The sequence below is a fragment of the Pseudomonas sp. GM55 genome (assembly GCF_000282395.1).
GTDB classification, from domain to species: Bacteria; Pseudomonadota; Gammaproteobacteria; order Pseudomonadales; family Pseudomonadaceae; genus Aquipseudomonas; species Aquipseudomonas fluorescens_CC.
Genome location: NZ_AKJJ01000053.1, coordinates 115,756 through 141,987, shown reverse-complemented (window position 1 = coordinate 141,987; position 26,232 = coordinate 115,756). Strand labels below are relative to the sequence as shown.

Sequence of the window (26,232 nt, the reverse complement as noted above, 5' to 3'; positions counted from 1 at the left end):
TGATCTACCGATAGATGCCGTCGATCAAGAGTTCGTCTGCGATTGCCGATAGATCGCGAAACAGGCCTCCGCCAAGGCCGAGCGTGGCGCGCTGCGACGCATGATCAGCCCCAGGCGGCCAAGGGTCTGGGCGTTCTCGATCGGTTGCAGGCGCAAGTGTTCGGTCAGCCCTTCGAGGCCACCGTCCAATGGCATCACGGCGCAACACAGGCCGCCGTGCACTGCTTGCAGCAGTTGATGAACGGCGTCGGTCTGCAGCAACGGTTGTGGGGTGAGGCCGCGGCTGTGGAAGTTATGGTCGATGGATTGGCGAAAGTGCATGCCGCTGGTGAGCATGCCCAGTGGCAGTTCGATCAATGATTCCCAGCTCAGCGGCGCCTCGCCAAAGGTGAAGAAGCGTTGGTCGTAGAGCAGGCCCATGCGGGTTTCGCTGAAGGCCAGGGAGTCGAAATGTTCGGCGTCGAGGCGTTCCAGATAGGAAACACCGAGGTCCAGACGATTATTCGCCAGTTGCTCGAGGATCTGCTCGGAACTCAGTGCCGAGAGTTCGAAACGCAGGTTCGGATGCTCCCCGTGCAGGCGTTGCAGCAGCGGCAGCGGGTCGAAGCTCGACAGCGGCACCATGCCCAGGCGCAAAGTGCCGACCAGGTTGCCACGACAGGCGGCCGCTTCGGCGTACAAACCGTCATAGGCTGCCAGCACCGTGCGCGCCCAGGCCAGCACCCGTTCGCCCGGCGCAGTGAAGCCTTCGAAGCGCTGGCCACGATTGACCAGCGGCAAATCGAGTTCTTCTTCGAGGCTGCGCAGGCGCATGGACAGGGTCGGCTGGGTGATGTGGCAGCGTGCGGCGGCCTGGCCGAAATGGCGGGTTTCGTCGAGCGCGATGAGGAATTTAAGCTGCTTGATGTCCATCTTCGCTCCTGGGCGCGGGAAGGGGCGGATTCTATCGCAAGCGGGGTCATTGGTCGGGTTGGATTCGCAAGTGACGGTCGTGGTCTAGGCTTTGGCGTCTGGAACCGCAAACCCAAGGAGAGTGCACCATGAGTCTTTTGAGCTTTGTGAAGGAAGCAGGCGAAAAACTGCTGGATCTGCTGACGCCGGGCAATGCCAATGCCAGTGAGCAGTTGAAAGAACACATCAGCAAAGTCGGCCTGGGTAATCCGAATGTGCAGGCGACGGTCGATGGTGACAAGGTTACGGTGACTGGCGAGGTGGCGAGCCAGGAAGAGAAGGAAAAGATCCTGCTGGCGGTGGGCAATATTGCCGGGGTTGGCAGCGTGGATGATCAGATTACCGTGACCGGACCGGTGGTGAAGGCCGCGGTATTCGTCACGGTGGTGAAGGGCGACACCCTCAGCGCGATTTCCAAGCGCGTGTATGGCGACGCCAACAAGTACAACAAGATTTTCGAAGCCAACAAACCGATGCTGTCGCACCCGGACAAGATCTATCCGGGGCAGTCGTTGCGGATTCCTGAGTAAGTCGTCAAACCGCGTGATAGCCATCGCGGGCTTGCCCGCGATGCAGGCAACGCGGTCTAAAGACCGGCAATCAAATCCCGATAATCCCCCACCGCCGCAAACTCCGCCGTATCCTTCGGCCCTTTGCGGCTGTCTGGCTCGCGCACGGCCAGCAAATGCGCCACGCCAAAGTCCCGTGCGCTGCGCAGGATCGGCAAGGTGTCGTCGATGAACAGGCTGCGCGCCGGATCGAAATCGATGTCGGCTTGCAGCGCATCCCAGAACTGCGGGTTTTCCTTGGGGAAACCATAGTCATGGGAACTGATCAAGCGTTCGAAGTAGGGCGCCAGTTCGATTTTTTCCAGCTTCAACGACAACGCATCCCGATGGGCATTGGTAATCAGCACCACGCGCTTGCCAGCCTGTTTGATCGCCGCCAGAAAGGTGTCGGCGTCCGGGCGCAGGGCGATCAGATGCGCGGTTTCCAGTTTCAGGTCGCGCACCGACAGCTTCAGTTCGGCGCTCCAGAAGTCCAGGCAGTACCACTGCAACTGGCCGGCATTGCGCTCGAACAATGGCTGCAATTCCATCTCGGCCATGGCCCGGCTGACCCCGTGCAGTTCGGCGTAACGCTGGGGCAGGTGCTCCATCCAGAAATGATTGTCGAAATGCAGATCCAGCAACGTGCCGTCCATGTCCAGCAGAACGGTATCGATGTCGGACCAGGGTAATGAAGGCATGGCAACGTCTCGGGCAGTAGAAAGATTTCTGGCGTAAACAATCAGGAAAGCCGCGTTATAGTAGCGCGTTCACGCCAAGGAGCTTTGCATGCGCCAGAAACCCACCATACTCGCCCGCGAAATTGTCGCCACCAGTCGATTGTTCTGCGTGGAGGAGCTGAAGTTGCGCTTTGCCAATGGCGTGGAGCGCACCTATGAGCGCCTGGTTGGCAAAGGGGCCGGGTACGGCGCGGTAATGATCGTGGCAATGCTCGATGCCGAGCATGCGGTGCTGGTCGAGGAGTATTGCGGCGGTACGGATGAATATGAAATGTCATTGCCCAAGGGTTTGATCGAGCCGGGTGAAGACGTGTTGGCGGCAGCCGAGCGTGAGCTCAAGGAAGAGGCCGGGTTCGGCGCGCGGCAACTGGAGCACCTGACCGAGTTGTCGTTGTCCCCCGGTTACATGAGCCAGAAGATTCAGGTGGTGCTGGCTACCGACCTCTACGAAGAGCGCCTGGAAGGCGACGAACCCGAGCCGATGCGGGTCGACAAGGTCAACCTGCGTGAACTCTCGGCGCTGGCGCAAAACCCGCAATTCACCGAAGGCCGCGCCTTGGCGGCGCTGTACCTGGCCCGAGACCTGTTGACTCAGCGCGGAGCGTTCCAGCCATGAATTTCCCGCATCCGTTGATGGCACCGGTCATCGAACTGGCCCTGCAGGCTGGTGATGCGATCCTGCCGTTCTGGCGCACAGGCACAGCCGTTACGGCGAAGGCTGATGATTCGCCGGTGACCGCTGCTGACCTGGCCGCGCACCACCTGATTCTGGCCGGGCTGACGGCGCTCGATCCGGGCATCCCGGTGCTCTCCGAAGAGGACGCCAACATTCCCCAAGGCGTTCGTGCCGGCTGGCAGCGTTGGTGGTTGGTCGATCCGCTGGATGGCACCAAGGAATTCATCAGCGGCAGCGAAGAGTTCACCGTCAACATCGCCCTGATCGAAAACGGTCGAGTGGTGTTCGGTGTGGTGTCGATGCCGACCAATGGTCGTTTCTATGTCGGTGGCGTCGGCCTCGGTGCCTGGCGCGGCGACAAAGCTGGCGCGCCTGTGGCGATTCAGGTGCGTGATGCGTTAGCGCCAGGCGAGTCGTTCACCGTGGTGGCCAGTCGTCGCCATTCGAGCCCGGAGCAGGAGCGTTTGCTGGCCGGTCTGAGCGCCAGCCTTGGCGAGCTGCAACTGGCCAATATCGGCAGTTCGCTGAAGTTTTGCCTGCTGGCCGAAGGGGCGGCGGATTGCTATCCACGCCTGGCACCGACTTCGCAGTGGGACACGGCGGCAGCACAAGGCGTGCTGGAAGGCGCCGGCGGTGAGGTGCTGGAGCTGAGTGGCGAGCCGTTCAGCTATCCGGCGCGAGAGTCGCTGTTGAACCCGTTCTTTCTGGCGTTGCCGGCAAAGGCGGCGTGGCGGGAAAAACTGCTGGCACTCGCTACCCCGTAGGAGCTGGCTTGCCAGCGAAGCGGTGTGTCAGGCACACCGCGTTGCACCAATCGCCTGCAAGCCGGCTCCTACAGAGGTAGTGGCGCTTAACGGTGCAACACGTACTGCCCGACAAACCTCACCGCATCTTCATCACGACCTTCATTGACGACCCGCGTATGCAGCGTCAACCGCGCTCGGCTATAGCGCTGGAAGGTGGTCAGGAATTTCTTCCAGATCACCGGATCCGGTGCCTGGCAAATGGCGTTGGCATCGCCCGTTACCGGCAGCGGGTAACTGATCTGTCCTTCCTGAATCACGATATGCCCGTCTGTAATGCCTTCTTCTTTGAGGCGCAAATGCAGCCAGCCCCAACCGGCCAGTACCGCGCCGCAATACAGGCTACCGCCGAACATGGTGCTCTTGTGATTGACGTTGGCTTCCAGTGGCAAGTGCAGGCGCAGTTGCTGGTCATGCCAGTCGAGCACTTTGAGGCCCATGTCCCGGGTGAGGGGAATGTCGTGATGCAGGACTGATTCCAGTTGTCGGCTGTCGCGGCTCATTCAGGGGCCTCTTGCGTGAAGTGGATGATGGGACGGTAGCTCAGTCGAGGTCGTCAGGGTGGGCCGGGGCGCCACTGTCCGAGAAGCTCAAACCGTGTTTGCGCAGTTTGTCGTGCAGGGTCTTGCGCGGAACGCCGAGGGCTTCGGCGACGCTGCGCACGGAGCTGTGCGGGCGTGCCAGTTCGGCGGCAATGAGGGTTTTTTCGAAGTTCTCCACTTGCTCGCTCAAACCGCCGCTGACGACTTCGACCCTGTTGCCGGCGCTGCCATCCGGCGTGCTGTTGTCGAGGGCCAGCTCCAGCCCGAGGGCAAAACGCTCCGCCGCATTTTGCAGCTCGCGCACGTTGCCGGGCCAGGTATGGCGCAGCAGCAAGGCCCGATGCCCCGGTTGCAATTCATGGGGCGGCAAGCCGTGGCGGGCACTGGCTTCATCGGCAAAATGCTGGAACAGCATCAGGGCGTCTTCGCCCCGTTCGCGCAGCGGTGGAATCCGCAATGGCGCGACGTTCAGGCGGTAATACAGGTCGGCACGGAAGCGCCCTTGGTCCGCCGCCTGGCGCAGGTCTTCCTTGGTGGCGGCGATGATGCGGATGTCCAGCGGGATCAGTTGATTGCCGCCCAGGCGTTCGACCACCCGCTCTTGCAGCAAACGCAGCAATTTGACCTGCACATCCAGGCTCATGCTTTCGATTTCATCGAGGAACAAGGTGCCGCCATTGGCGAACTCGAACTTGCCGATGCGGCGTTTCTGCGCACCGGTGAAGGCGCCGGGTTCGTGGCCGAACAGCTCGCTTTCGACCACTGATTCGGCCAGGGCACCGGCGTTGATCGCCACGAACGGTCCGTTGCGACGGTTCGATAAATCGTGCAGCGCCCGGGCCACGACTTCTTTGCCAGCGCCGGTTTCGCCGAGGATCAGCACATCGGCCTTGGTCGCGGCCAAGGCGCCGATCTGCTCGCGCAGGCGCAGCATCGAGGGTGAGTGGCCAACCAGGCGGGCGCTTAGCTCAGTGCGGTCGCTCAAGGCCAACCGCAGGCTGCGGTTGTCCAGCACCAGCCGGCGCAGGGCCAAGGCGCGGCGCACGCTGTCGAGCAGGGCGTCGCTGGCGAAGGGTTTTTCCAGAAAGTCATAGGCCCCGGCGCGCATGGCCTGCACGGCCAGTGGCACGTCACCGTGGCCGGTGATCAACAGCACCGGCAGCTCAGGGTCCTGGGCGTGCAGTTCGGTCAGCAGCTCCAGGCCGTCCATGCCGGGCATGCGGATGTCACTGACCACCACGCCCGGCCAGTCGCGTTCCAGTTGAGCGGCCAGGCCCTTGGCTTCGGCCAGCGGCAGGATTTTCAGGCCGGCCAGATCCAGCGTTTGGCTCAAGGCCTGGCGCAAGTGGGGATCGTCGTCGATCAACACGACCTGAATGCGGTTGTCGATGGTCATGCACTTCGGTCCTCGGACGGTTGCAGGCTCACGCCCGGTGCGCCTGCGCGCAGCTTCAGGGTAATCAGGGCGCCGCCCTCCTTGTGATTGGCGAACGACAGTTCACCGCCGAAGGCGCGCATCAGGGTTTCGCAAATCGCCAGCCCCAGACCCAGGCCCTGGGTGCGGGTCTTGGTGGTGTAGAACGGCTCGCTGGCGCGCCCAAGGGCTTCCATGCAAAAGCCGGGGCCGTTGTCGCGAATGTACAGATTGACGCCATCGGCGGTGGATTGGGCACTCAACCAGAGTTTACGTGGCGGACCTTTTTCCGTCAGGGCATCCAGGGCGTTGGCCAGCAGATTGCCGAGTACCTGGCGCAGGCGGGTTTCCCCGGCCTCGACCCACAGAGTGGCGGCGGGCAAGTCGCGGATCAGTTCGACCTCCATGCTGCGTCGGCGCTTGGCCAGCAAGGCCAGGGCATCATCCAGCGCCGGTTGCAGGGCGACGCTTTCCGGGGCGTGGCGGTCGCGCCGGGCGAAGGCGCGCAGGTGGGCGATGATCGAGGCCATGCGACCGGTCAATTCGCTGATCAGCTTGAGGTTGCCGCGGGCATCGTCGGTGCGCTGGTGATCGAGCAATACTTCGGCGTTTTCCGCGTAGCTGCGAATCGCTGCCAGCGGTTGGTTGAGTTCGTGGCTGATGCTCGCCGACATGGTGCCCAGGGCCGACAATTTGCCGGCCTGCACCAGGTCGTCCTGGGCGCGGACCAGCTCCTGCTGGGCCTGTTCGCGCTCCAGCACTTCCTGTTTCAGGCGCCGGTTCAGGCCTTCGAGATCGCTGGTGCGCTCGGCGACCCGACCCTCGAGTTCGCGGCGGGCCTTGGCCTCGAAGGCAATGCGTTCGAGGTAATGGCGGCGGCGCTGCATCATCAGGCCAAGCAACAGCATCACTACCAGCAGCGTTGCACCGCCGATGGCCACCACCGTGCGCACCGGGCGGTCGATCAAGGTACGCGGGGCGAGGATGCTGACATTCCAGCCGGTTTCGGCGATCTGCTGGGTCTGGGTCAGCCAGGCATTGGGATTGAGCTTCAGCGGTTTGGGCTCGCGGGTTGGGTAGGGTTGAATCGCGGTAATGGCTTTGCTTTCTTCCTCGTTCAGCGGGCGGGTCGAGCGGAATCGCCATTCCGGACGCGAGGTGAGAATGACCACGCCGTTATGGTCGGTCAGCAGCAGTTGTTCCGGGGTTTTACCCCAGAGGCTTTCGGTGTGGTCAAGGTCGACCTTGACCACCAGCACGCCAACGATTTTTTCGCCGTCGCGCACGCCGGCGGCGAAGAAGTAACCGCGCTTGGCGGAGGTGGTGCCCAGGCCGAAAAAGCGCCCGAGCTTCCCGGCCATGGCTTCGCTGAAATACGGCCGGAAAGAAAAATTGCGCCCAACGAAACTGTCGTGCTTGTCCCAGTTGGAGGCGGCCAGGGTCTTGCCGGTGGTGTCCATCAGGTACATGACTTCGGCGCCGGTCTGGGTCGCAATGTTTTTCAGCAGGCGGTTGGCGTTGCCTTGGGTGACGCCATCGTCCGGTGCACCGAGAACGGCGCGCAGGGCCGGCAGGTCGCCGAGGATCTGCGGCAACACTTCATAGCGGTGCAGGGTACCCAGCAGGTTGGCGACGTAGAGATCCAGGGTCTGACGATTCTGGCTGGCCAGCTCGCTGCGGTAATAACGCTCGGCGAGATGCTCCAGCGGCCACAGCAGCGGCGCCAGGCACAGTGCCAGCAGGGCCAGGCTGCGCCAACGGGGTCTGGGGGGGAGAGTCGGTTTCATGAGCAGCATGCGCCTGTGGGTACAGGCGCATTATGCCTAGGCTTGCGCACCTTGGGTCAGGTGCATCTTGATCGGGGCGCTTCAGCCGGCCTTTCAGGCAAAGACGTCGGCGTCCTTGAAGAATACGCCGGCCTGATCTTTCGCCGACAGTTGCGGCGTGCCTTCCAGTTGCCAGTCGATGGCCAGGTCCGGGTCGTCCCAACGAATGCTGCGCTCGGCGGATGGCGTGTAGTAGTCGGTGGTTTTGTAAAGGAACTCGGCAAATTCGCTCAATACCACGAACCCGTGGGCGAAACCTTCCGGGACCCAGAGCTGACGATGATTGTCGGAGGACAGTCGCACAGCGACCCATTTGCCGAAGTGCGCAGAGCTGCGACGGATGTCCACGGCCACGTCCAGCACTTCACCGGCCGTGACGCGAACCAGTTTTCCCTGGGTATTTTCCAGTTGGTAGTGCAGGCCGCGCAGCACGCCCTTCTGCGATCGGGAGTGATTGTCTTGAACGAATTCAGTGTCCAGTCCGGTGGCCTCCTTGAAGGCCCGGGCATTGAAACTCTCGTAGAAGAAACCACGTTCGTCACCAAAGACCTTGGGTTCGAGGATCAGAACACCGGGCAGGTCGGTGGTCACTACATTCATGGTGGTTCTCCGGCAGTGTGCGTTTGATGGCCGCCATTCTTGCGCAAAGCGCCGACGGGGGCGAGTGTTCAAGTAAAAATCTGCAGGCCTGTTCCAGCCCCTGTAAACGACGAGTACCGGCCCCGGGGGGGTTGCGTATCGCCCTGAGCAGTGGCGATATAGGCGCCTAATAAAATTTCAGGGGTCGTTGTATGTCGCTCGCCACGTTGATTCATCGCGCCAGTTTGCCCAGCCCGCAGGTGTCTGCGGAGCAAGCGCTAGAGCTGCTGGAAGAACACTACGGGCTCAGCGGCAAGTTGCAGGCCCTTGGCAGCCAGCAAGACCTGAACTACCGCGTCGACAGCGAGCGGGGACGTTTCGTCCTGAAAATCTGCCGTGGCGACTACTCGGTACTTGAGCTTCAGGCACAGCATGCCGGGCTCAAGCACTTGGGCGAGCATCCCGATGTCCATGTGCCGCGCGTCATCGCGGCGAAAAACGGCGCGGACCTGCTGTCTCTGGACGTTGGCGGCCAGGCAGTGCACGTTCGCCTGCTCGATTACATCGAAGGCCAGCCGCTGACGAGCCTCAGCCATTTCAACCCGACGGTGGTGTCCGGCTTCGGTCGCCTGTGCGGTGAAATGGACCTGGCCCTGGCGGACTTCGACCATCCGGGTCTGGTGCGAACCCTGCAGTGGGACGCCCGCCATGCTCACGCCCTGATCGCGCACTTGCTGCCGGTGATCAAGGATGAAGCCCAGCGCAAACTGATCGTCGAAGCGTCCGGGCAAGCCGAGCGGCATTTGCAGCCGCTGGAAGACAAACTGCCGGTGCAGGCCATTCACATGGACATCACCGACGACAACGTGGTGTGGCAGCGCGATGCGCAACGCCACTGGCAGCTGCAAGGCGTGATCGACTTCGGCGACCTGGTGCGCACCTGGCGCATAACCGATCTGTCGGTGACCTGCGCCGCACTGCTGCATCATGGCGAGGGCGATCCGTTCTGCATCTTGCCAGCGGTACAGGCGTATCACGCGGTCAACCCGTTACAACACGAAGAGCTGCTGGCGCTGTGGCCGCTGATCGTTGCTCGCGCGGCGGTGCTGGTGCTCAGTGGCGAACAGCAGGTCAGCATCGATCCGGGCAATGCCTACAGCCGCGACAACCTGGTCCATGAATGGGAAATCTTCCGTGTGGCCACCTCGGTGCCGTTGGCGTTGATGGAGGCGGCGATCCTCACGGCCGTCGGCCAGAACCTTCCGGCCATCGGCAGTGAAGGCTTCGCGCCGCTGTTGCCGAGCCTGGTGGGGCGTGAGTTCGCCTTGATCGACCTGGGTGTGCTCAGCCCGCATTTCGAGGCCGGGAACTGGGAGCAGGAGGGCGTCGATCAGCGTCTTCTGGATGAAGCGACCGCGGCACATGGCCTGGCGGCCAGTCGCTATGGACAATACCGCTTGTCCCGCACCCGCCCGGACAGCGCCACTGAACCTGATACTTGCCCGTTGCACGTCGAGTTGCGTGTGCCTCAGGGCACGGCGGTCGAAGCGCCGTTTGCCGGGGTGGTGCATCACCTGACCGCTGGCGCGCTGCAACTGGACGGCCCGCATTTGAGTGTGCGGCTTTGGGGCGTCACGCCGTCGCTGCACAGCGGCGCGGCACTGGTCAAAGGCCAGGCGCTGGGTTCGGTCAGCGGGCCGTTGATCGTGCAGTTGTGCCGTGGCGGCTCGATCGATGCACCGTTGTTCTGCACGCCATCGCGCGCCGCCGCCTGGCAGGCGCTGTGCCCTTCACCTGCGGCGCTGCTGGGGCTGGCTTGTGACGCCGAAGCAGAACTCGACGGAGCGACCTTGCTGGCCCGCCGCAATGCCAGTTTCGCCCGTACGCAAAAGCATTATTACGTCGACCCGCCGCGCATCGAGCGTGGCTGGCGCAACCATTTGATCGACATGCAGGGGCGTTCCTACCTCGACATGCTCAACAACGTTGCGGTATTGGGCCACGGTCACCCACGCATGGCGGCGGTTACCAGTCGCCAGTGGTCGTTGCTCAACACCAACTCGCGCTTCAACTACGCAGCCGTGGCCGAGTTTTCCGAACGTTTGCTGAAGCTGTCCCCTGACGGCATGGACCGTGTGTTCCTGGTCAACAGCGGTAGCGAGGCCAACGACCTGGCGATTCGCCTGGCATGGGCCTACAGCGGCGGCCGCGACATGCTCAGCGTGCTGGAGGCCTATCACGGCTGGACGGTGGGAGCCGACTCGGTGTCGACCTCGATCGCCGACAACCCCAAGGCCTTGAGCAGCCGCCCGGACTGGGTGCATCCGGTGATCGCGCCAAACACCTATCGCGGTGAGTTCCGCGGGCCGGACAGCGCGCCGGATTATGTACGAAGCGTCGAACACAACCTGGCGAAAATCGCCGGGCAGAAACGCCAACTGGCCGGTTTCATCTGCGAACCGGTGTACGGCAATGCCGGTGGTATTTCGTTGCCAGCGGGCTATTTGCAGCAAGTCTATGCAATGGTTCGGGCCCAGGGCGGCGTGTGCATCGCCGACGAAGTGCAGGTCGGCTACGGGCGCATGGGCGATTTCTTCTGGGGCTTCGAAGAGCAGGGCGTGGTGCCGGACATCATCACCATGGCCAAGGGCATGGGTAACGGCCAGCCACTGGGCGCAGTCATCACCCGCCGGGAAATCGCCGAGGCGCTGGAGGCCGAGGGTTACTTCTTCTCGTCCGCCGGTGGCAGCCCGGTCAGTTGCCAGGTCGGCATGGCCGTGCTGGATGTGATGGAAGAGGAAAAACTCTGGGAGAACGCCCAGGTCGTTGGCGGGCACTTCAAGAAGCGCCTCGAAGCGTTGATCGATATTCATCCGTTAGTGGGCGCGGTGCACGGTTCCGGTTTCTACCTGGGCGTCGAACTGATCCGCAACCGCGAAACCCTGGAGCCGGCCACCGAAGAAACCACCGCGCTGTGCGATCGCTTGCGTGAACTGGGGATCTTCATGCAGCCGACTGGCGATTACCTGAACATCCTCAAGATCAAGCCACCGATGGTCACTTCGCGCCAGAGCGTGGATTTCTTCGTGGACATGCTGTCGAAGGTGCTGGCGGAAGGTCTGTAAATACCCACCCACCTGTAGGAGCGAGCTTGCTCGCGATGAGGCCATATCAATCACCTTTTTTCGACTGGAAGACCGCTATCGCGAGCAAGCTTGCTCCTACAGGGGGGGGGTTAATTCGATTGATATCGGCTTTTTATCGACAGTTTTTGTAACTGTGGATTGATGGTGCTTCAAAAGCCGATATTTATCGGATATAAAGTGGCTCAGTCCACGGCGTGTACTAATGCGCTTCCATTTCTGTCAGGTATCAATGCCACTCCGGAGTCCTGAGCCATGACCACGTTGAACAGCACCCCTCGCGCCGACGGCTTCTACATGCCAGCCGAATGGGCACCCCAAACCCAGACCTGGATGATCTGGCCCGAGCGCCCGGACAACTGGCGCCTGGGTGGCAAACCGGCACAAGCCGCGCACGTGGCAGTGGCCAAGGCCATCGCCCGATTCGAACCGGTGACCGTGGCGGTTTCCGCCGGCCAGTACGAAAACGCCCGTGCCCGTCTGGACGTGCCGAATATTCGTGTGGTGGAAATGTCCAGCGACGACGCCTGGGTTCGCGACTCCGGTCCGACTTTCGTCATCAACAACAGTGGCGAAGTCCGTGGCGTGAACTGGGATTTCAATGCCTGGGGCGGTTTTGACGGCGGCCTGTATTCACCGTGGAACCGTGACTCGCAGGTCGGCGGCAAGATCCTCGAGATCGAGCGCAGCCCGCGCTACCGCACCGAAGGTTTCGTGCTCGAGGGCGGCTCGATTCACGTCGACGGCGAAGGCACGCTGATCACCACCGAAGAATGCCTGCTCAACCGCAATCGCAACCCGCACATGAATCGCGCGGAAATCGAAGCGGTCCTGAGTGCGAACCTGTCTGTGGATAAAATCATCTGGCTGCCGGATGGCTTGTTCAACGACGAAACCGATGGCCATGTGGATAACTTCTGCTGTTATGTGCGCCCGGGCGAAGTGCTGCTGGCCTGGACCGATGATCCAGAGGATCCGAACTACCCGCGCTGCCAGGCGGCGATGAAAGTGCTGCAAGGCAGCACCGATGCCAAGGGCCGCCCAATCACGGTGCACAAGATGCCGATTCCGGGTCCGTTGTTTGCGACCGAGGAAGAATGTGCCGGTGTCGATCCGGTCGATGGAACCCAGGAACGTAACCCGACTGTTCGTCTGGCCGGTTCCTACGTGAACTTCCTGATCGTCAACGGCGGCATCATCGCGCCGAGCTTTGACGACCCGCAGGATGGCCCGGCCAAGGAAATCCTGCAGAACCTGTTCCCGCAGCACGAAGTGGTCATGGTGCCTGGTCGCGAACTGTTACTGGGGGGCGGCAATATTCACTGCCTTACCCAGCAACAACCCGCACCGCACAAGGAGTGAGTGAGGTTGTAACAGCTTGAGTTGATTGCGAAATTTCTCAGGCTGTCGATTAGCCTGCGGCATTGCACAGAGCCCGCAGCCCTTCAGGGCTGCGGGCTTTTTTGTATCCGTTTGCCCACACTTCGGAAACCTTGGCACAGCTCTTGTATCTCTGCTGTGGTAACTCGGGGAGGGGGAGGACTTCGATGTTCTGTCATAAACCTTGGATAAGTTAGCCGCTCACAAACCGGGAGAGAGCGCGGAAATGAACGCCGAAGTGAACGTAGTGAGCGACAAGGCGTTGCATCCCCTGGCAGTCAATAGCGAATCGCTCCAGATTCTGGCGCACTGGTTCAAGTCCAATGGAATGCGTCAGATCAGCGAAACTGATCCGCGCCGGACGATGATCGAGCGTTACCCTGCTGGTTTATTCAGCGAAGCGGAACTGGATGCGTTGTGGGATGTAATGGAAGGATAAGAAGAACAACAACGGATTGATCAAAAAAAGCGCTGCCGGGATGGCAGCGCTTTTTTTTGTGCAATGGTTTTGTCGCCAGACCTCCTGTAGGAGCTGGCTTGCCAGCGATGGCAACTTTTCATTCAACACTGATGTTGAATGTGATGGCCTCATCGCTGGCAAGCCAGCTCCTACAAGTGTTGTGGTGTTTAGAAGCTGTAGGTCCCTGTCACCACCAAGCTACGCGGCGCACCCGGCTGGATCTGAAAGGCACTGGTCGCTGACGAGTAATACGTCTTGTCGGTGATATTGTTCAGTGCTGCGCGCAAATCCCAATCCTTCTGACGGAAACCGGCCAATGCATCCCAGCGGCCATACCCCGGCAACACGGTGGTGTTGAGGTTGTCGGCATAGCGGTCGCCAACCAGGGTCAAGCCGGTTTCGGCGTACCAGCCCATTTCCGGTTTCCAAGTCAGGAATAGGCTGCCGTTGTGCTTGGCCACGTTGTTGATGCGCTTGCCTTCCAGGCCGTTGTTGTCCTTTTCGATGGTTGCGTCCTGCAGACCCACGCCACCGCGCATGTACCAGTTGCCGGCAATCCTGCCGGCGGCGGTCAGCTCAATCCCGCGAGAGCGTTGCAGCCCGGAAAGCAGGGTAATGGTCGGGTTGTTCGGGTCGCTGGTACGACGGTTGTAGAGCTCCAGCTCATAGATGGCCAGCGTGGTGCTCAGGCGATCGTCGAGCCAGTCACTCTTCACCCCGATTTCCTTCTGTTTGGTCAGCTCCGGGCTCAGATCATTGCTGTTACCGGCCGCGCCTGGGGTGATGCCGATCAGGCCACCGCCGACCGGCGAGAACGTCTTGCTCCAGGAGGCGTAGAAGGAGTGATTTTGCAGCGGCGTCCAGACCACGCCAACGCGAGGGCTGGTGCTATGGCTGTCACTGTCTTCGGAAATGTTGCGCACCTTGTTGGTCGACTCGATATCGAACGTGTCGTAACGCAGGCCGGCGAGCAATTGCCATTGTTCGTTCAGGCGCAATTGATCCTGCACATACACCGCGCGGCTCTCGACCTCGGTGTGAGTGTTGCTCGACACCACCATGCGCCCGGTATGACGCAAATTGCGGTCGGGGCTGTACAGGTCCAGCGCCGGCACCGGTGAACTGCCCGGCCCGGAAGTGGCGGCGGTGTACAGCAACGGGTCGCGGCGCTGGCTGCCGATTTCGATGCCGGTGAGCAACCGGTGCTCGAGGCCGAAGGTATCGAAACCACCTTCCAGCTCGACGTTGTTGTAGACGTTGCGGGTGTTCAGGTCCTGCTGCCAGTGCTGGCGCGTGACCTTGCTGGTGGCCGGGACGAAGCCGGACAGGTAGGTATTGTCGAAATCGCTGTCGAGCTTGAACACGCCCAAGGTTTGGCGCAGTTGCCAGTTGTCGCTCAGTTCATACGTGAGTTTCGAGCGCAGGGACTGTGCCTTGTCGTCGATGAAATCGTTTGCGCTGCCATAGGTCGTATCGCGTCCCACGTCTGCCGGGCGACCGTTGACACCAGGGATGCCACGATCCGGCGTGCGGTTGTAGCGGCTGTATTCGTACTGCACCAACCAGTTCAGATCGGGTGTCAGCTGCCAGCTCATCGAAGGCGCGAACAACTGGCGATTGCCACTCACGCCATCACGAAAGCTGTTTTCGTCCATGTTGCCCATGTTCAGGCGCAAGCTGATGTTCTCGGAAGGGTCGGTGCTGAGGTCGGCATACAGGCTGCGCAAGTCCTCGCTGCCGCCCTGGGCTTCAATGGTCGAGCGGCGACCGAACTCGGGAAGTTTGCTCACCCGGTTGACGATGCCGCCCTGGCTGCCACGGCCATACAGCACGGCGGCGGGACCTTTCAAAACGTCGATGCGTTCGATGTTGTGCAAGTCGCGCACGTATTGGCTGTCGTCGCGGATGCCATCGAGATAGAAGTCGTTGCTGGCGTCGAAACCGCGGATGCGCAGGCTGTCGAAGCGTGTGTCGGCGCCGCTGCTGACGTTGGGGATGCCGCTGAGCGCCGTGCCCAGATCGTTGGTGCCGTAGTCCACCACGTTCGAGGTTTTGATCGAGTCGATGGCTTGTGGCACGTAGCGCACCGGTGTGGCGGTCCGCGTCGCCGTGCTGGTTTGGGGCACGCGCGGGTCGTCGGCTTCAGCTTCGGCGCTGATCGATGTGGCAGGCAAGGTGGTCGGTGCAGCGTAGGAAAAACCGGCAGACAACAAGGCAGAAAGCCCAAGGCTGTAGGGCGCAAGGCGAAAAGGGGCAGGCATTGAAGAGCGCATCCGTAGAATTTTCAGGTTGAAGCATGCGGGAGGCGCGAATAGTAATGCTTGTCATTTACTATAGTTAGTTGTAGCTGAGAATTTATCTCATTTGATTGTTTCGAATTATGTCTGAATTGAAACAGAGGATTTACGCAACCATTCGACCGATTCAAGCAACAGACTGAAAGCCAATCCGGCATTTTTCCGGGGCTGCTGTGGCACTAATCTGCGGGCATTGAATTTTCCTGAATTTCTGTCGGAGCTTTCCCATGATCCTGCATTACATCTACGACCCATTGTGCGGTTGGTGCTACGGCGCCAAACCGCTGGTGCAGGCCGCTCAGGCTGTGCTGCCTGTGATTGCCCACGGCGGCGGCATGATGACGGGGGCTAATCGGCAAAAGGTATCGCCACAACTGCGCAGTTACGTCATGCCCCATGACCGGCGCATTGCCGAATATAGCGGGCAGCCGTTCGGTGAGGCTTATTTCGAAGGCTTGCTGCGTGATCACACCGCGCTGTTCGACTCGGCTCCACCTATCGCTGCGGTGCTGGCTGCCGAGCAAATGGAAGGTCGCGGGCTGGAGTTGTTGGGGCGTTTGCAAAGTGCTCACTACGTGGAGGGGCGCCGCATCGCCGACGAATCGGTACTGTTTGAACTGGCCCACGGCATGGGGCTGGACCGTCAAGCCTTCGAAAGAGCCTTCAGTGCGGTCGACACCGAAGGCCATATCAGCTACAGCCGGGCTTTCCTGGCCAAGGTGGGCGGGCAGGGTTTTCCGACCCTGGTGCTTGAGGACAATGACCAATTCAGCCTGATCGATATCGGGCCATGGCTGGGCAAACCCCAGGCATTTGCGCAGTGGCTGAGTCAGTCGCTGCCCGAGCAGGGGGGATCTACTCCCGTAGCAGCCTGTGGCCTTGAAGGTTGCACCGATTGAATATTCCTGCCACGTAAAGCAGTTTCTTAGACGATTTTAACTTGTTTGTAGAAGTTTCATGAAATTGACACATCATTGAGGGCGCGGCTACGATTCGGCCCAACGCCTGTGGCCGACCGCCACAACTCAAAAACAATAAAAGGCCCGCCGCGAGAAATCGTGGGCGGGCCTTTTTGTTTTCGCATTGAAATAAGAGCGCAATAGCGCCGTTCCGGCCGTTCGACACAGCGCGTATCAATCGAATCAAGGAAAAAAACAAAATGTTGAACAAGCGAATCAGCCTGATTGCTCTGGGGATGTTGAGCGCTACACAGGCCATGGCGAACGACCAGGCCGAATCCAAGGGTTTCGTTGAAGACAGCAGCCTCAAAGTGCTGCTGCGCAACGCCTACATCAACCGTGACTTCAAAGACGGCAACCCGGATAAATCCGAGTGGGGCCAGGCGGCCATTGGCACGTTTTCGTCCGGCTTCACCCAAGGCACCGTGGGTGTGGGTGTGGACGCTTTTGGGCTGTACGCTCTGAACCTGGAACGCAGCGAAGACCGTAGCGGCGCGCAAGGTATCGACTTTTTCAAAAAGGGCGACAGCGGCCAGCCGGCTGACGACCTGTCCAAGGGCGGCGCGGCGATCAAGTTCCGCCTGTCCAGCACCACCCTGACCTACGGCGACCAGATGCCGGCCCTGCCGGTGCTGAACTACGACAACTCGCGCCTGCTGCCGGAAAGCTACACCGGTACCTTGATCACCTCCAGGGAGATCAAAGGCCTGCAACTGGACGCCGGGCGCTTCACCGCCGAATCGCGCAAAAGTGCTGAAGGTCGTGACAGCGGTGGCTTGAAGTCGATCAACGTATTGGGCGGTAGCTACCAGTTCACTGAGCAATTCAAGGCCGCGCTGTACGCTTCCGACGTCGAAGACGTGCTGAAGAAACAATACGTGAACGCCAACTACGTGTTCCCGATCGACAAGGATCAGTCCCTGACTCTGGACTTCAACGGCTACCGCACCAAGCTGGAAGATTCCTACGTTCGCGACAACGGTATCACCGGCGACGACAACAAGATCTGGAGCCTGGCCGCCACCTTCATCACCGGCCCGCACTCGTTCACCCTCGCGCACCAGCGCAGTACCGGCGACAGCAACCTGGGCTACGCCTATGGCGGCTACCAGAAAGATCAAGGCCGCGTCGGCGACGGTGGCAACACCATCTACCTGGCGAACTCCTACTGGTCCGACTTCAACGCCGAAGACGAACGCAGCTGGCAGGTGGGCTACGGCCTGGACTTCAGCACCTTCGGTGTACCGGGCCTGAGCTACAACGTGGCCTACGTGCGCGGTGACAACATCACCACCTCCACCAGCGAAGGCGGCACCGAGCGCGAGATCTTCAACCAGATCAAATACGTCGTACAAAGCGGTCCGGCCAAAGACCTCAGCGTGAAACTGCGCAGCTCGGTCCTGCGTGTATCGCAGAAGTCGAGCGAGTACAACGTCAGCGGCAACGAAGTGCGTGTGTTCGTGGATTACCCGATCAACATCTTCTGATGATCGGTTGCGGTATCGAGGCCTGATCAAAGGCTGAGAAAGGAAAAGCCCCGACTGGTTCGGGGCTTTTTTATGCTGTTGATGTGCTCATGTCGCCGAAACCAGATTTCGGTAACACCTTAGCGCTTCAAATCGATGCGGCGACGTTATTGGTTGCGACTGTTCATCGGCGATTCCAGCACCTTCACCACATCATCTATGACCGCCTTGCTCATATCCTGCAAAAAAATGCGACGCCCAAGCATGCCGATCAGTATCGCGAACCATGGCTGCGTCTGATGCGAGCGACTTGGCAACATGGAGTAGATCGGCGGCGTGGTAGAGAGCCTGGATAACCGGGACGCCAGCGTTGACGCGAAACAGCGGTTCGTTGGCGTGGAAGGAGAAGGGGGGGAGGCCGATGGTTTTGAGGTCTTGAGGACTGGTCATTTAGATTCACCATCCTATTGGATAGGAAGTGGCAGATGACTTGTAAAGCAGACGGGTCAGTAGCGTTCATGCGTAAAACTCCCATATCAAATTGAGAGCTACCACGTTCGTTATCAGGGGAATGGGTGGCAGCTATGCGCGGGCTGATAAACCGGAGATACAGGAACCCGGCAGACCCGAAGGTCTCCCACGCACAGCCGCCATTACACGGAAATGCAGACACAAAAAAGCGCCGCAATCGTGATTGGTGGCGCTTGTGCGCCCGTATCTTACTCGGGGTATCAGGCCCGCTCGCTGAATTGGCAGCGACGGGTTGGAGGTAGCTGGAGGTGGGAGGATGCGCAATCGTGGCTAATTGCTTGCAGCTATATCATTTTTACCCCTTGGGCATCGCAGTGACATTTTTTTCAAATAATAAATTGATCCTGTGTACTGACAGAAGGCTTTACGGCCGATATCGTCGACAATCGTCATCAATAGAGCGACCCGCGTCACAATGGCCAAGAGACATCAAACCGGCGACCATCTAATATCTCAAATCCGGCGTTGCCAAGAACTGATAATGGCAAGAACGGGTGTGGATGAATTCTACGAAACTATTCGTTTAATCATTGCCAAGTCTTTCTGGGAAAAAACAGAAAAAACAGAATCGCTGACTTATCTCGTTGCGCAACGTCTTCTTGGTGGGAATAGCCAAATTGTTGAACGATTTGTGGAGGGCGAAACATTGTTATGTGCTCCTCCCGACGTTGCTGAAGAGTGCTTACGTATTTTGACACCCACGGAATTAGGCAGCACTTCTTATGAAGCACTGCATACCGTATTCGAGCAAATGACAGGCAAACAGTACAAATCTGATAAGGGGCAGTACTTCACACCCCCCCATATCGTAGATTTTTGTGTATCGGTTTTGAGGCCAAAAGCAGGTGAGCTGATTTGCGATCCTGCATGTGGTAGTGGTGCTTTTCTAAAGAGCGCGCATGATCGTATGTCTCTTTCAGAACTGCCTACAACTTTTGGTTTTGATATATCCAAGCGGGCAGCCAAAACGGGCGCGCTACTTTCTTATCTCGCGTGTGAAGATTTAGTCAGAGTGCACCAGTTGGATGCTCTCGCGGTAGAGCCGAATTCGTTATTCGAGATAGAGGGGCTTTCTATAGAAGAGTGTATGCGCCAATATGGTAGTGAGTTTAAGGGTTTTGATATTATCGCTACCAATCCTCCCTTTGCTGGGGATGTGTCTGACGCAGATTTTCTGGAGTATTACGAAACATCTAGACTAAGCGGTGGGAAAGTTGAGCGAGATACGCTTTTTCTCGAGCGTTGTAAAAATCTTTTGAAACCAGGTGGTAGGCTTGCGATAGTTTTGCCGGATAATAAGTTCTCGGGAGCTAAGTTTGCCAATCTGCGAAAGTGGCTGTGCAAGGAAATGCAGATTAAAGCGGTAGTTAGCTTGCATTCCTATACATTTAGACCATTTACCTCTCAGAAAACGTGTGTACTTTTCGCTGTGCGCAGTGCTGATGATCTAAATGGTGGAGCCATCTCGTTTTATAGATCAGATAAAGCCGGAAAGTCATCTAATGGTGAGCCAGTTTATGAAGGTGGCTTGCTCGATCACGACTTATCCGGTATTGCAGAGGATATTATGAAGGATTGGAAAATTGGATAAGGTTTGTGTTGCTCAAGAAGAATTGGGGCCTCTTTGTTCGCTTTCTCCAGAATATTGGCTTTCATTTCTCTCCGCACAGGACGCCGAGGGCGGCATCCCTCTTGAAGAAATCGTTTCGCTTTATAAAAAAACAAGAAGTAGTATTGGCGAAAATACGCTCGTTTTAGATACTGGCAATTCAGATCGAGGATTGTTCATACTTCCATCCTCTGATGGGAGTCGACCGCAACGGACTAGTAATAAAAAAGTTGTTCCAGAGGGATCGGTGTTGATATCGAGACTTCGGCCGTATCTGAAACAAGTTGTATATGTCCCCTACGGGATTTGTGAGCTGCTAGGTGTTGACTCGATTCTTTGCTCTACTGAGTATTATGTGCTTGAAAGTAAAGATCCTGAGTCTTCAATTGCATATCTTGTTCCTTGGTTGTTGTCGTCAAAAGTGCAAAGTATATTCGATCAGGCTACCACCGGCGGTCATCATCCGCGGTTTAATGAAGAGCTGCTGTTACGGCTTTCAGTGCCGAAAAATATTTATGACACGTCAGCGTCTACTTCAAAACGCGTGGATTCCCTAGTCGCACAGCACCTCCACGCGCAATTGGAAATGTCGAAAATTATAGTTCAGGCCTAATCATCCGCATCATCTCCTGCCGTCGCTATTCCCTCATATCCAGAAGTTACCCAAGGACTGGGGTAATTTCCTCGGGCGGAGAAGTGTGCCCCGTTCCGAGCGAGAAATTCCTGTAAAGGTTTATATGGGATTCTTTTCAATTTTCCAAAGTTTGTATCTTCGTTAAAGTCTCTACCTTCGCTTTCTTTTCTTCCGTAGTCTAGACGATTCAAGGGCTCCCCTGTTGCGATTTTATTCTTTCCTGCTTTGCTGAGTACTGTTGGTGTCTGATGATCTCCGAACCAAATACCGCCTCTACTAGTGAGATCGATGATCTCTAGCCAATACGCACTCAATGAGTGGAAAAATTCCAATGCCTCGAATGACTGGAGTAAGAAGCCCACTACCATCTTGGGCGGGATGGAGATGATAACTAAGGATGAGCAAAGCATCTCTATCCGGAATAACGTTATTCACAGTAACTTTCTGTGTTAGACGGGCTGAGGGTTCGCGCCTGGTTGGAGGTTTTTTCAGTCGTACAATAGAATTGTCGCAAAAAAGCCCCTTGAGTTCGATTCTATACCCATCGGCGTGATCAAAATCTGGATAGCCTTCCCTATCACCTAGAATGCCGGCTCCTTTTAGCAATCAAACTTTTTTCTCTACTGCAATGAAAGGAAGTTCAGCATCCGTGAGAGTACCTACGATAGTGCCAATTTGCGATGGCTCGAAATGAGCGGCTTGTTCAGGTCATATCTTCAGTGAGCTGACCTCTACACCGATCAGCGGTGAAAGCGCATTGTGTAGCTCCACTAATGCGCGTGGTTCTCGAATAGATCCCCATTTCATAGCATTTCCTTAGTGATCAGGCGGCACTCAGCATATTAATTCAAGCGGTTACTGAGGTCGAGACGATAGTGGCTAAATGGCATGATTTATAAAACTATCAGTATGACTACTGCAAATGCGACTTACAGCTAATCAATTAGCGCCGTGATCGCGCACTCTCCTTATTCTGATTCTTAAGGCTGGATCCGACAAAAATGGAGACTGAGAGCCTAGAATTTTGTTGGACGCTTCAGCAATATTGATTACGGCGTGTAACTAATGATGTTCCCGCCCCCACCTTTATCCCCTCCAGCAAACTGCATAAATTGAGCTCCAACGCCTCTCCCATCATCCCGACGGGAAGGTCACTGGAGTTTCCCTCATGCCTTTCGTAAGCGTACGCATCACCCGCGATGGCGTTACCACTGAGCAGAAAGCTCAGGTGATTGCCGAGATCACTGAAACACTGGAACGCGTCCTCAACAAACGCCCTGACCTGACCCACATCGTGATCGAGGAAGTCGACACCGATAACTGGGGTTACGCCGGAATCACCACCACCCAGTACCGCAAGCAACTGGCCGAGGCGGAGGGGCAGTCATGACGTCGCCCGTCACCATCGATTTCATCTCCGATGTGGTGTGCCCCTGGTGCGCACTGGGGGCGACGGCGCTGGAGCAAGCGATCGAGAACGTGGCCGGGGAAATCTCGGTCGAGCTGACCTACAAGCCGTTCGAGTTGAACCCGGATATGCCGGCCGAAGGTGAGCAAGCGGTCGAGCACTTGATGCGCAAATACGGGCGAACGGCCGCCGACGTCGCCGCCGGCAAGGCCATGCAGATCGCTCGCGGCGAGGCCATCGGCTTCAAATTCGATCTGGAGAAGCGCACGCATTTCTACAACACCTTCGATGCACACCGTTTGTTGCTATGGGCGTTGCAGGAAGGGCGACAAGTCGAGTTGAAGAAGGTGCTGTTACAAGCCTACTTCAGCGAAGGCCAGAACCCGAGCGATCAGTCGACGCTGGTGCGTCTGGCGACTGAAGCGGGGCTGGATGGGGCAAGTGCACAAGAGGTGCTGGCGTCCGGCGCGTTCGCAGAAGAGGTGCGAGAACTTGAAGCGTACTACCGGCAGCGCGGCATCAATTCGGTCCCGGCCATGGTGCTGAACGGTCGGCACCTGGTGTCCGGTTCGCAATCGGTCGAGTACTACGAACAGATGTTGCGACAAATGGCCAAGGCACCGGCCGAAGCCTGATTACCGATTTTCTACCCCACTTTTAATTGTCAGAGGTCTTCATCATGAGCATTTCGAAAAAAGTCATCGTAATTACCGGCGCATCCCAGGGTCTTGGTGACGGTATGGTCAAAGCCTTTCGTGAACTCGGTTACCGCATCGTCGCCACTTCGCGCTCGATCAAGCCGTCCACCGATCCGGATATTCTCACCGTGGCCGGCGACATCGGCGAACCGGAAACCGCCCAGCGTGTGATCCGTGAAGCGATTTCCCGTTTCGGGCGCATCGATACCCTGGTCAACAACGCCGGGATCTTCGTCGCCAAGCCGTTCACCGCGTACACCGCAGAAGACTACGCCAATGTGTTGTCGGTGAACGTCAATGGCTTCTTCTACATCACCCAGCTCGCCATCGCCGAGATGGAAAAACAGGGCAGCGGCCACGTCGTCAACATCACCACCAGCCTGGTGGACCACGCCATCGACGGCGTGCCATCGGTATTGGCTTCGCTGACCAAGGGCGGCCTCAACGCGGCAACCAAATCCCTGGCCATCGAATACGCCAAGCGCGGGATTCGGGTGAACGCGGTCAGCCCGGGCATCATCAAGACCCCGATGCACGGTGAAGAAACCCACGCAGCGCTGGGCAACCTGCACCCGGTCGGGCACATGGGCGAGATCGATGACATTGCGCAAGCGGTCGTGTATCTGGACGGCGCCAAGTTCGTCACTGGCGAAATCCTGCACGTGGACGGTGGTCAGAGCGCGGGGCACTAAAAGCGCTTTGCCAAACCCCGGAAACAACAAAGCCCTCGTGTTGGTACGAGGGCTTTGTTTTGTATGGTGCGGCACCAGACGAATGGTAAATTGCAGCGAGGCTAGGTCTTCCGGACGTCTGGATTTCGGTGGTAAATTCGGCATACCTCAACTAATAACTATAATTAAATCAGCTAGCTATGGGTTTCAGTGGAATCAAATTCTGGATTTAATAGGCGTCAACACGTTGTCGGCCTGCACGATATTTGACTTGTACTTGGCCAACCATTTGCCCAGGAGCTGAACAGAGTCCTCCATGGCCCTATGTTGCTTGGTTTGTATAAGATTCTATGCCCAATAGTTATCCAAGAAATGGATCGTGAAACCGGTAGGCGCGACCGCGCTCGTTGACGGGCGCCAGATGAGCCAAGGCTGCTTGGTCGCTAATACCTTGATTACGCAGGGCTCCGTATAATTGGTAGAACTCACCGTTCAAATCTCCGGCGAAAATTCCGGGGTCATCCGAGCCTAGCGATACCATGATTTCAGGGTCGCCTTTTTCCACAAACCCAGGCACGCGCATCCATCGAAGTGCATGGTGCTCACTGAAATTATGGTACTGACTGATGCGAACATTACTGGACGGGAGGGTTTCGACCACGACGTTACGGTGAGCAACTTCGCGCATCAGAGCTTGTTGGAGCTGCAGGTAAGTGGTTTCGTCAAAATAAGCGGCGTCCACGCTTTCCAGCGACTCACTACGCTGGCAAAGTTTCTCGTCACTGAGCCATTCCCACAACAGATTCAAATGGTGTGGGTTGCTGAGCTTTGCTGCACGGATACGCAGAGCTTCGGCTTGCCAGATGTCATTGAGCGGTGTTATGTCCACTGACCAGTCCGTTTCAAAGGCCGCCTGCAGATAGCGGACATTCAGGTGTCGCAGACTCATGGCAGCTTCAAGCTCTGTACAGCTGATGTCACGGCGGAATACCTCGCCCGCACACTTGGCCAAATCGTCCGCTACTCTGGAAGCCGCGGCGGTTGCTTCGGGCAGGGTACGTAACAAGCGCCAAGCGGCTAACAAGTCCAGCATCCATTCGCCTTTTTTTACCACCAATTGACCTGGCATGCGCTCCAGCCAAAGTCTGGGAGCAATGCCCATGGCTGTGCCGTGGCCTATGCGGTCGCCATCGCGCAGGTCAAGAAGTTCTAGTGCGTCATACATGGCACGCAGACCGCTCAAAAGATGGGCAAAATCCTCCCCTACATGGTAGCTACGATGGGTTAGGCCGGCGTGCTGACAAGCTCGATAGTAACTGGCAAATACCTCAGGAGGGGCGTGCAGTTCGTTTGATGCCGCATCTATTCCGCGTACCCAAGTGCGCAATCGGGGCCATCGTTTGAGGGTTTCGAGCAGTACGTTAGTGCTATGCTCCAGCTCTGCACGCTGAGCGTAAAAACGGTTAGGTCCAGCTTTTTTGCCGGGAGCCCATGGCTTTTTTATGAAATGCACCACTAGGGCAAGGCGGTGATGTGAACGATCAAGGGGTGATTTATTTAGGAAGATAGTTTCCAGTTGTGCAAGCAGGTCGCCCAAGGTGTGGGGGGCCGGTTTTGAATTGAAGTCGTGCGGGGAGTGGCTCTGTAGGTAATGCCAATACCCCCCCAGTATTGCTTTCAACAGTTGATGGTTCTTGCGTAGCGTGCTCTTTGGCGCAAAACGCCCTTCCAGGTAGTTGGTACGGCTGGTACCTGTTTGTCTGCCATGCATAGCCCAGAAGCGAGGAAGGTAGTCTGCTTCTGCAGGTTCGCGCAGCTCGGTGTAAGTCAGCTTTTGGAACTGGTCGAAACCGAATTGCTCTTCGCTTTGAACCAGTAGGCGATAATACTGATTCTGTAATAGCAGATAGGTGTGGAACATGCGCTCGATTATCACGCTGGGTTCTATTGTGAGCTTTTGCAGGAGCTGTTGCATCCAGCTTAACTCGTCGTCGGCGCAGCTTTGAGCGGACAACTGTAGATGTCTTTCACCGGGGGGAGGAGCTTGCTCTTGCTGGTTCTCCTCATCGGCTAACTCCGAGTAGTCGTAGGGCATGCAGACATTTGCGCTGAGGTTATTGGTTGCTGCGGCAATCAGCCATAACCGCAAGCGGCTTGCAACCACAAGCTGGCTGTGTAATTCAACTGGTGACAGTTCTGGATTGATGGAGTGTGCCAGCTCGCGAATGCTGGCCGCATCGGCTCGACTGCGGTTATGCCATTTGATGCCGAAATCTCTTGTCTCCTGCTTTGGCGTGCGCAGAGCACGCAGCCAGCAGTTTTCCGCGTGGGTGCTGCCGTTGAGATGCAGATGTGTCTCGTGTAAGCCTTCGCGGGCAAGATAGTCCTCAACCACTGGATCGTATGGGCTGACGATAGGTAAATGTCTTTCTGCCCAGTTTGGTTGTTCTCCCCTCGACCAGTGAGTCCCACTCTGATCTAGTAGCCCGTCGCGGGGCCGCGTTAGCAGATGAGCAGCCGCCTGCAGGGGGAGGCCGGATATGCGGCTCACTACGCTTTGCTGCCAGGCACCAAACTTCTGTTGCCTCACATACAACTTCCCGTGTTGGAACTTGAGAAATTCTTCTGCCATGGCATGAAGGGTGGCGAGCAATAGAGAAGGCTTCTCTTTGCCAGTCGGATGACTAGTAAGCCTCTGGAAACTATGCTCAAAGACGTGGTCCGGCAGACGGGAGGACCAAGGGAGATAACCAAGATAAACTGCCTCTCGCAGGTCTTGTGAGCCCAAAGGTGTATGAAAAGGTGTATGCCTCACGAGATGCAGCACCTTGTGGCTGGCGAGCAGACTGGTACCGATTTGGGCAATAACTGAAGCGGCTTGTTCGCGCATGCTATTA

21 protein-coding genes and 2 pseudogenes are annotated in these 26,232 nt (G+C 57.9%); 14 read left to right on the top strand and 9 right to left on the bottom strand.

Annotated elements, in window-relative coordinates; translation table 11 throughout:
* Window positions 1-24: 24 nt before the first annotated feature.
* Complete coding sequence (locus PMI31_RS15495; RefSeq protein WP_008019036.1) at window positions 25-912, bottom strand: LysR family transcriptional regulator; 888 nt, start codon at window positions 910-912, stop codon at window positions 25-27.
* Window positions 913-1,040: 128 nt separating this feature from the next.
* On the opposite strand from PMI31_RS15495, the gene lysM reads away from it, so the two are divergent.
* The gene (gene lysM / locus PMI31_RS15490; protein ID WP_007972838.1) at window positions 1,041-1,481 is read left to right on the top strand and encodes a peptidoglycan-binding protein LysM; all 441 of its coding nucleotides are present in this window, start codon (window positions 1,041-1,043) and stop codon (window positions 1,479-1,481) included.
* 56 nt (window positions 1,482-1,537) lie between these two features.
* Here the strand turns inward: lysM and yrfG are convergent, their stop codons facing one another.
* Window positions 1,538-2,200 carry a GMP/IMP nucleotidase gene (gene yrfG / locus PMI31_RS15485; RefSeq protein ID WP_008019035.1) on the bottom strand — a complete coding sequence of 221 codons (663 nt, stop codon included), beginning with the start codon at window positions 2,198-2,200 and terminating at the stop codon, window positions 1,538-1,540.
* 88 nt (window positions 2,201-2,288) lie between these two features.
* On the opposite strand from yrfG, the gene nudE reads away from it, so the two are divergent.
* Window positions 2,289-2,855, top strand: a complete 567-nt coding sequence (gene nudE, locus PMI31_RS15480; RefSeq protein ID WP_008019034.1) for an ADP compounds hydrolase NudE — start codon at window positions 2,289-2,291, stop codon at window positions 2,853-2,855.
* Entirely contained in the window at window positions 2,852-3,679 is an 828-nt protein-coding gene (cysQ, locus tag PMI31_RS15475) for a 3'(2'),5'-bisphosphate nucleotidase CysQ (RefSeq protein WP_008019033.1), read from the top strand. The genes nudE and cysQ overlap by 4 nt, the downstream gene beginning before the upstream one ends.
* Before the next feature lie 86 nt (window positions 3,680-3,765).
* On the opposite strand, the gene PMI31_RS15470 is transcribed toward cysQ, so the two are convergent.
* From PMI31_RS15470 to rfbC, 4 genes are all read right to left on the bottom strand, one after another.
* Window positions 3,766-4,221: a YiiD C-terminal domain-containing protein gene (locus PMI31_RS15470; protein ID WP_008003181.1), complete on the bottom strand. Its 456-nt coding sequence runs from the start codon at window positions 4,219-4,221 to the stop codon at window positions 3,766-3,768.
* Window positions 4,222-4,261: 40 nt separating this feature from the next.
* Complete coding sequence (locus PMI31_RS15465) at window positions 4,262-5,656, bottom strand: sigma-54-dependent transcriptional regulator (RefSeq protein WP_008019032.1); 1,395 nt, start codon at window positions 5,654-5,656, stop codon at window positions 4,262-4,264.
* Window positions 5,653-7,461, bottom strand: a complete 1,809-nt coding sequence (locus PMI31_RS15460; RefSeq protein WP_008019031.1) for a sensor histidine kinase — start codon at window positions 7,459-7,461, stop codon at window positions 5,653-5,655. The genes PMI31_RS15465 and PMI31_RS15460 overlap by 4 nt, the downstream gene beginning before the upstream one ends.
* 93 nt (window positions 7,462-7,554) lie before the next feature.
* Window positions 7,555-8,100 (bottom strand): dTDP-4-dehydrorhamnose 3,5-epimerase, encoded by a 546-nt coding sequence (gene rfbC, locus PMI31_RS15455; RefSeq protein ID WP_008019030.1) that lies wholly within the window; start codon window positions 8,098-8,100, stop codon window positions 7,555-7,557.
* 191 nt (window positions 8,101-8,291) lie between these two features.
* On the opposite strand from rfbC, the gene PMI31_RS15450 reads away from it, so the two are divergent.
* The 3 genes from PMI31_RS15450 (at window position 8,292) to PMI31_RS15440 (ending at window position 13,041) form a co-directional block, all read left to right on the top strand.
* A complete protein-coding gene (locus PMI31_RS15450; protein WP_008019029.1) occupies window positions 8,292-11,204 on the top strand; it encodes an aminotransferase in 2,913 nt (970 codons plus the stop codon).
* A gap of 273 nt (window positions 11,205-11,477) precedes the next feature.
* The gene (aguA, locus tag PMI31_RS15445) at window positions 11,478-12,584 is read left to right on the top strand and encodes an agmatine deiminase (RefSeq protein ID WP_008019028.1); all 1,107 of its coding nucleotides are present in this window, start codon (window positions 11,478-11,480) and stop codon (window positions 12,582-12,584) included.
* A gap of 244 nt (window positions 12,585-12,828) precedes the next feature.
* Entirely contained in the window at window positions 12,829-13,041 is a 213-nt protein-coding gene (locus PMI31_RS15440; protein WP_007972820.1) for a hypothetical protein, read from the top strand.
* A gap of 188 nt (window positions 13,042-13,229) precedes the next feature.
* Here the strand turns inward: PMI31_RS15440 and PMI31_RS15435 are convergent, their stop codons facing one another.
* Window positions 13,230-15,323: a TonB-dependent receptor gene (locus PMI31_RS15435; RefSeq protein WP_008019025.1), complete on the bottom strand. Its 2,094-nt coding sequence runs from the start codon at window positions 15,321-15,323 to the stop codon at window positions 13,230-13,232.
* 263 nt (window positions 15,324-15,586) lie between these two features.
* Between PMI31_RS15435 and PMI31_RS15430 the strand changes: the two genes are divergently transcribed.
* Both PMI31_RS15430 and PMI31_RS15425 read left to right on the top strand, forming a co-directional pair.
* Window positions 15,587-16,258, top strand: a complete 672-nt coding sequence (locus PMI31_RS15430) for a DsbA family protein (protein ID WP_008019024.1) — start codon at window positions 15,587-15,589, stop codon at window positions 16,256-16,258.
* 260 nt (window positions 16,259-16,518) lie between these two features.
* Window positions 16,519-17,805: an OprD family porin gene (locus PMI31_RS15425; RefSeq protein WP_008019023.1), complete on the top strand. Its 1,287-nt coding sequence runs from the start codon at window positions 16,519-16,521 to the stop codon at window positions 17,803-17,805.
* A gap of 146 nt (window positions 17,806-17,951) precedes the next feature.
* Here PMI31_RS15425 and PMI31_RS15420 read toward each other — a convergent pair.
* Window positions 17,952-18,234, bottom strand: a pseudogene (locus PMI31_RS15420) (DUF3077 domain-containing protein).
* A gap of 577 nt (window positions 18,235-18,811) precedes the next feature.
* Here PMI31_RS15420 and PMI31_RS29965 point away from each other — a divergent pair.
* From PMI31_RS29965 to PMI31_RS15400, 6 genes and pseudogenes are all read left to right on the top strand, one after another.
* Window positions 18,812-19,906, top strand: a complete 1,095-nt coding sequence (locus PMI31_RS29965; RefSeq protein ID WP_157213281.1) for an HsdM family class I SAM-dependent methyltransferase — start codon at window positions 18,812-18,814, stop codon at window positions 19,904-19,906.
* Complete coding sequence (locus PMI31_RS30790) at window positions 19,899-20,537, top strand: hypothetical protein (protein ID WP_008019020.1); 639 nt, start codon at window positions 19,899-19,901, stop codon at window positions 20,535-20,537. The genes PMI31_RS29965 and PMI31_RS30790 overlap by 8 nt, the downstream gene beginning before the upstream one ends.
* A 1,033-nt stretch (window positions 20,538-21,570) precedes the next feature.
* A pseudogene (locus tag PMI31_RS31885) lies at window positions 21,571-21,624 on the top strand (LEPR-XLL domain-containing protein); the annotation flags it as partial.
* Between the two features lie 102 nt (window positions 21,625-21,726).
* Complete coding sequence (locus tag PMI31_RS15410; protein WP_008003165.1) at window positions 21,727-21,948, top strand: tautomerase family protein; 222 nt, start codon at window positions 21,727-21,729, stop codon at window positions 21,946-21,948.
* Complete coding sequence (locus PMI31_RS15405; protein ID WP_008019018.1) at window positions 21,945-22,601, top strand: DsbA family oxidoreductase; 657 nt, start codon at window positions 21,945-21,947, stop codon at window positions 22,599-22,601. Before PMI31_RS15410 ends, PMI31_RS15405 begins: the two co-directional genes overlap by 4 nt.
* 44 nt (window positions 22,602-22,645) lie before the next feature.
* Complete coding sequence (locus PMI31_RS15400; RefSeq protein ID WP_008019017.1) at window positions 22,646-23,356, top strand: SDR family NAD(P)-dependent oxidoreductase; 711 nt, start codon at window positions 22,646-22,648, stop codon at window positions 23,354-23,356.
* 340 nt (window positions 23,357-23,696) lie between these two features.
* On the opposite strand, the gene PMI31_RS15395 is transcribed toward PMI31_RS15400, so the two are convergent.
* Complete coding sequence (locus PMI31_RS15395; protein WP_008019016.1) at window positions 23,697-26,225, bottom strand: hypothetical protein; 2,529 nt, start codon at window positions 26,223-26,225, stop codon at window positions 23,697-23,699.
* Between the last annotated feature and the right edge of the window lie 7 nt (window positions 26,226-26,232).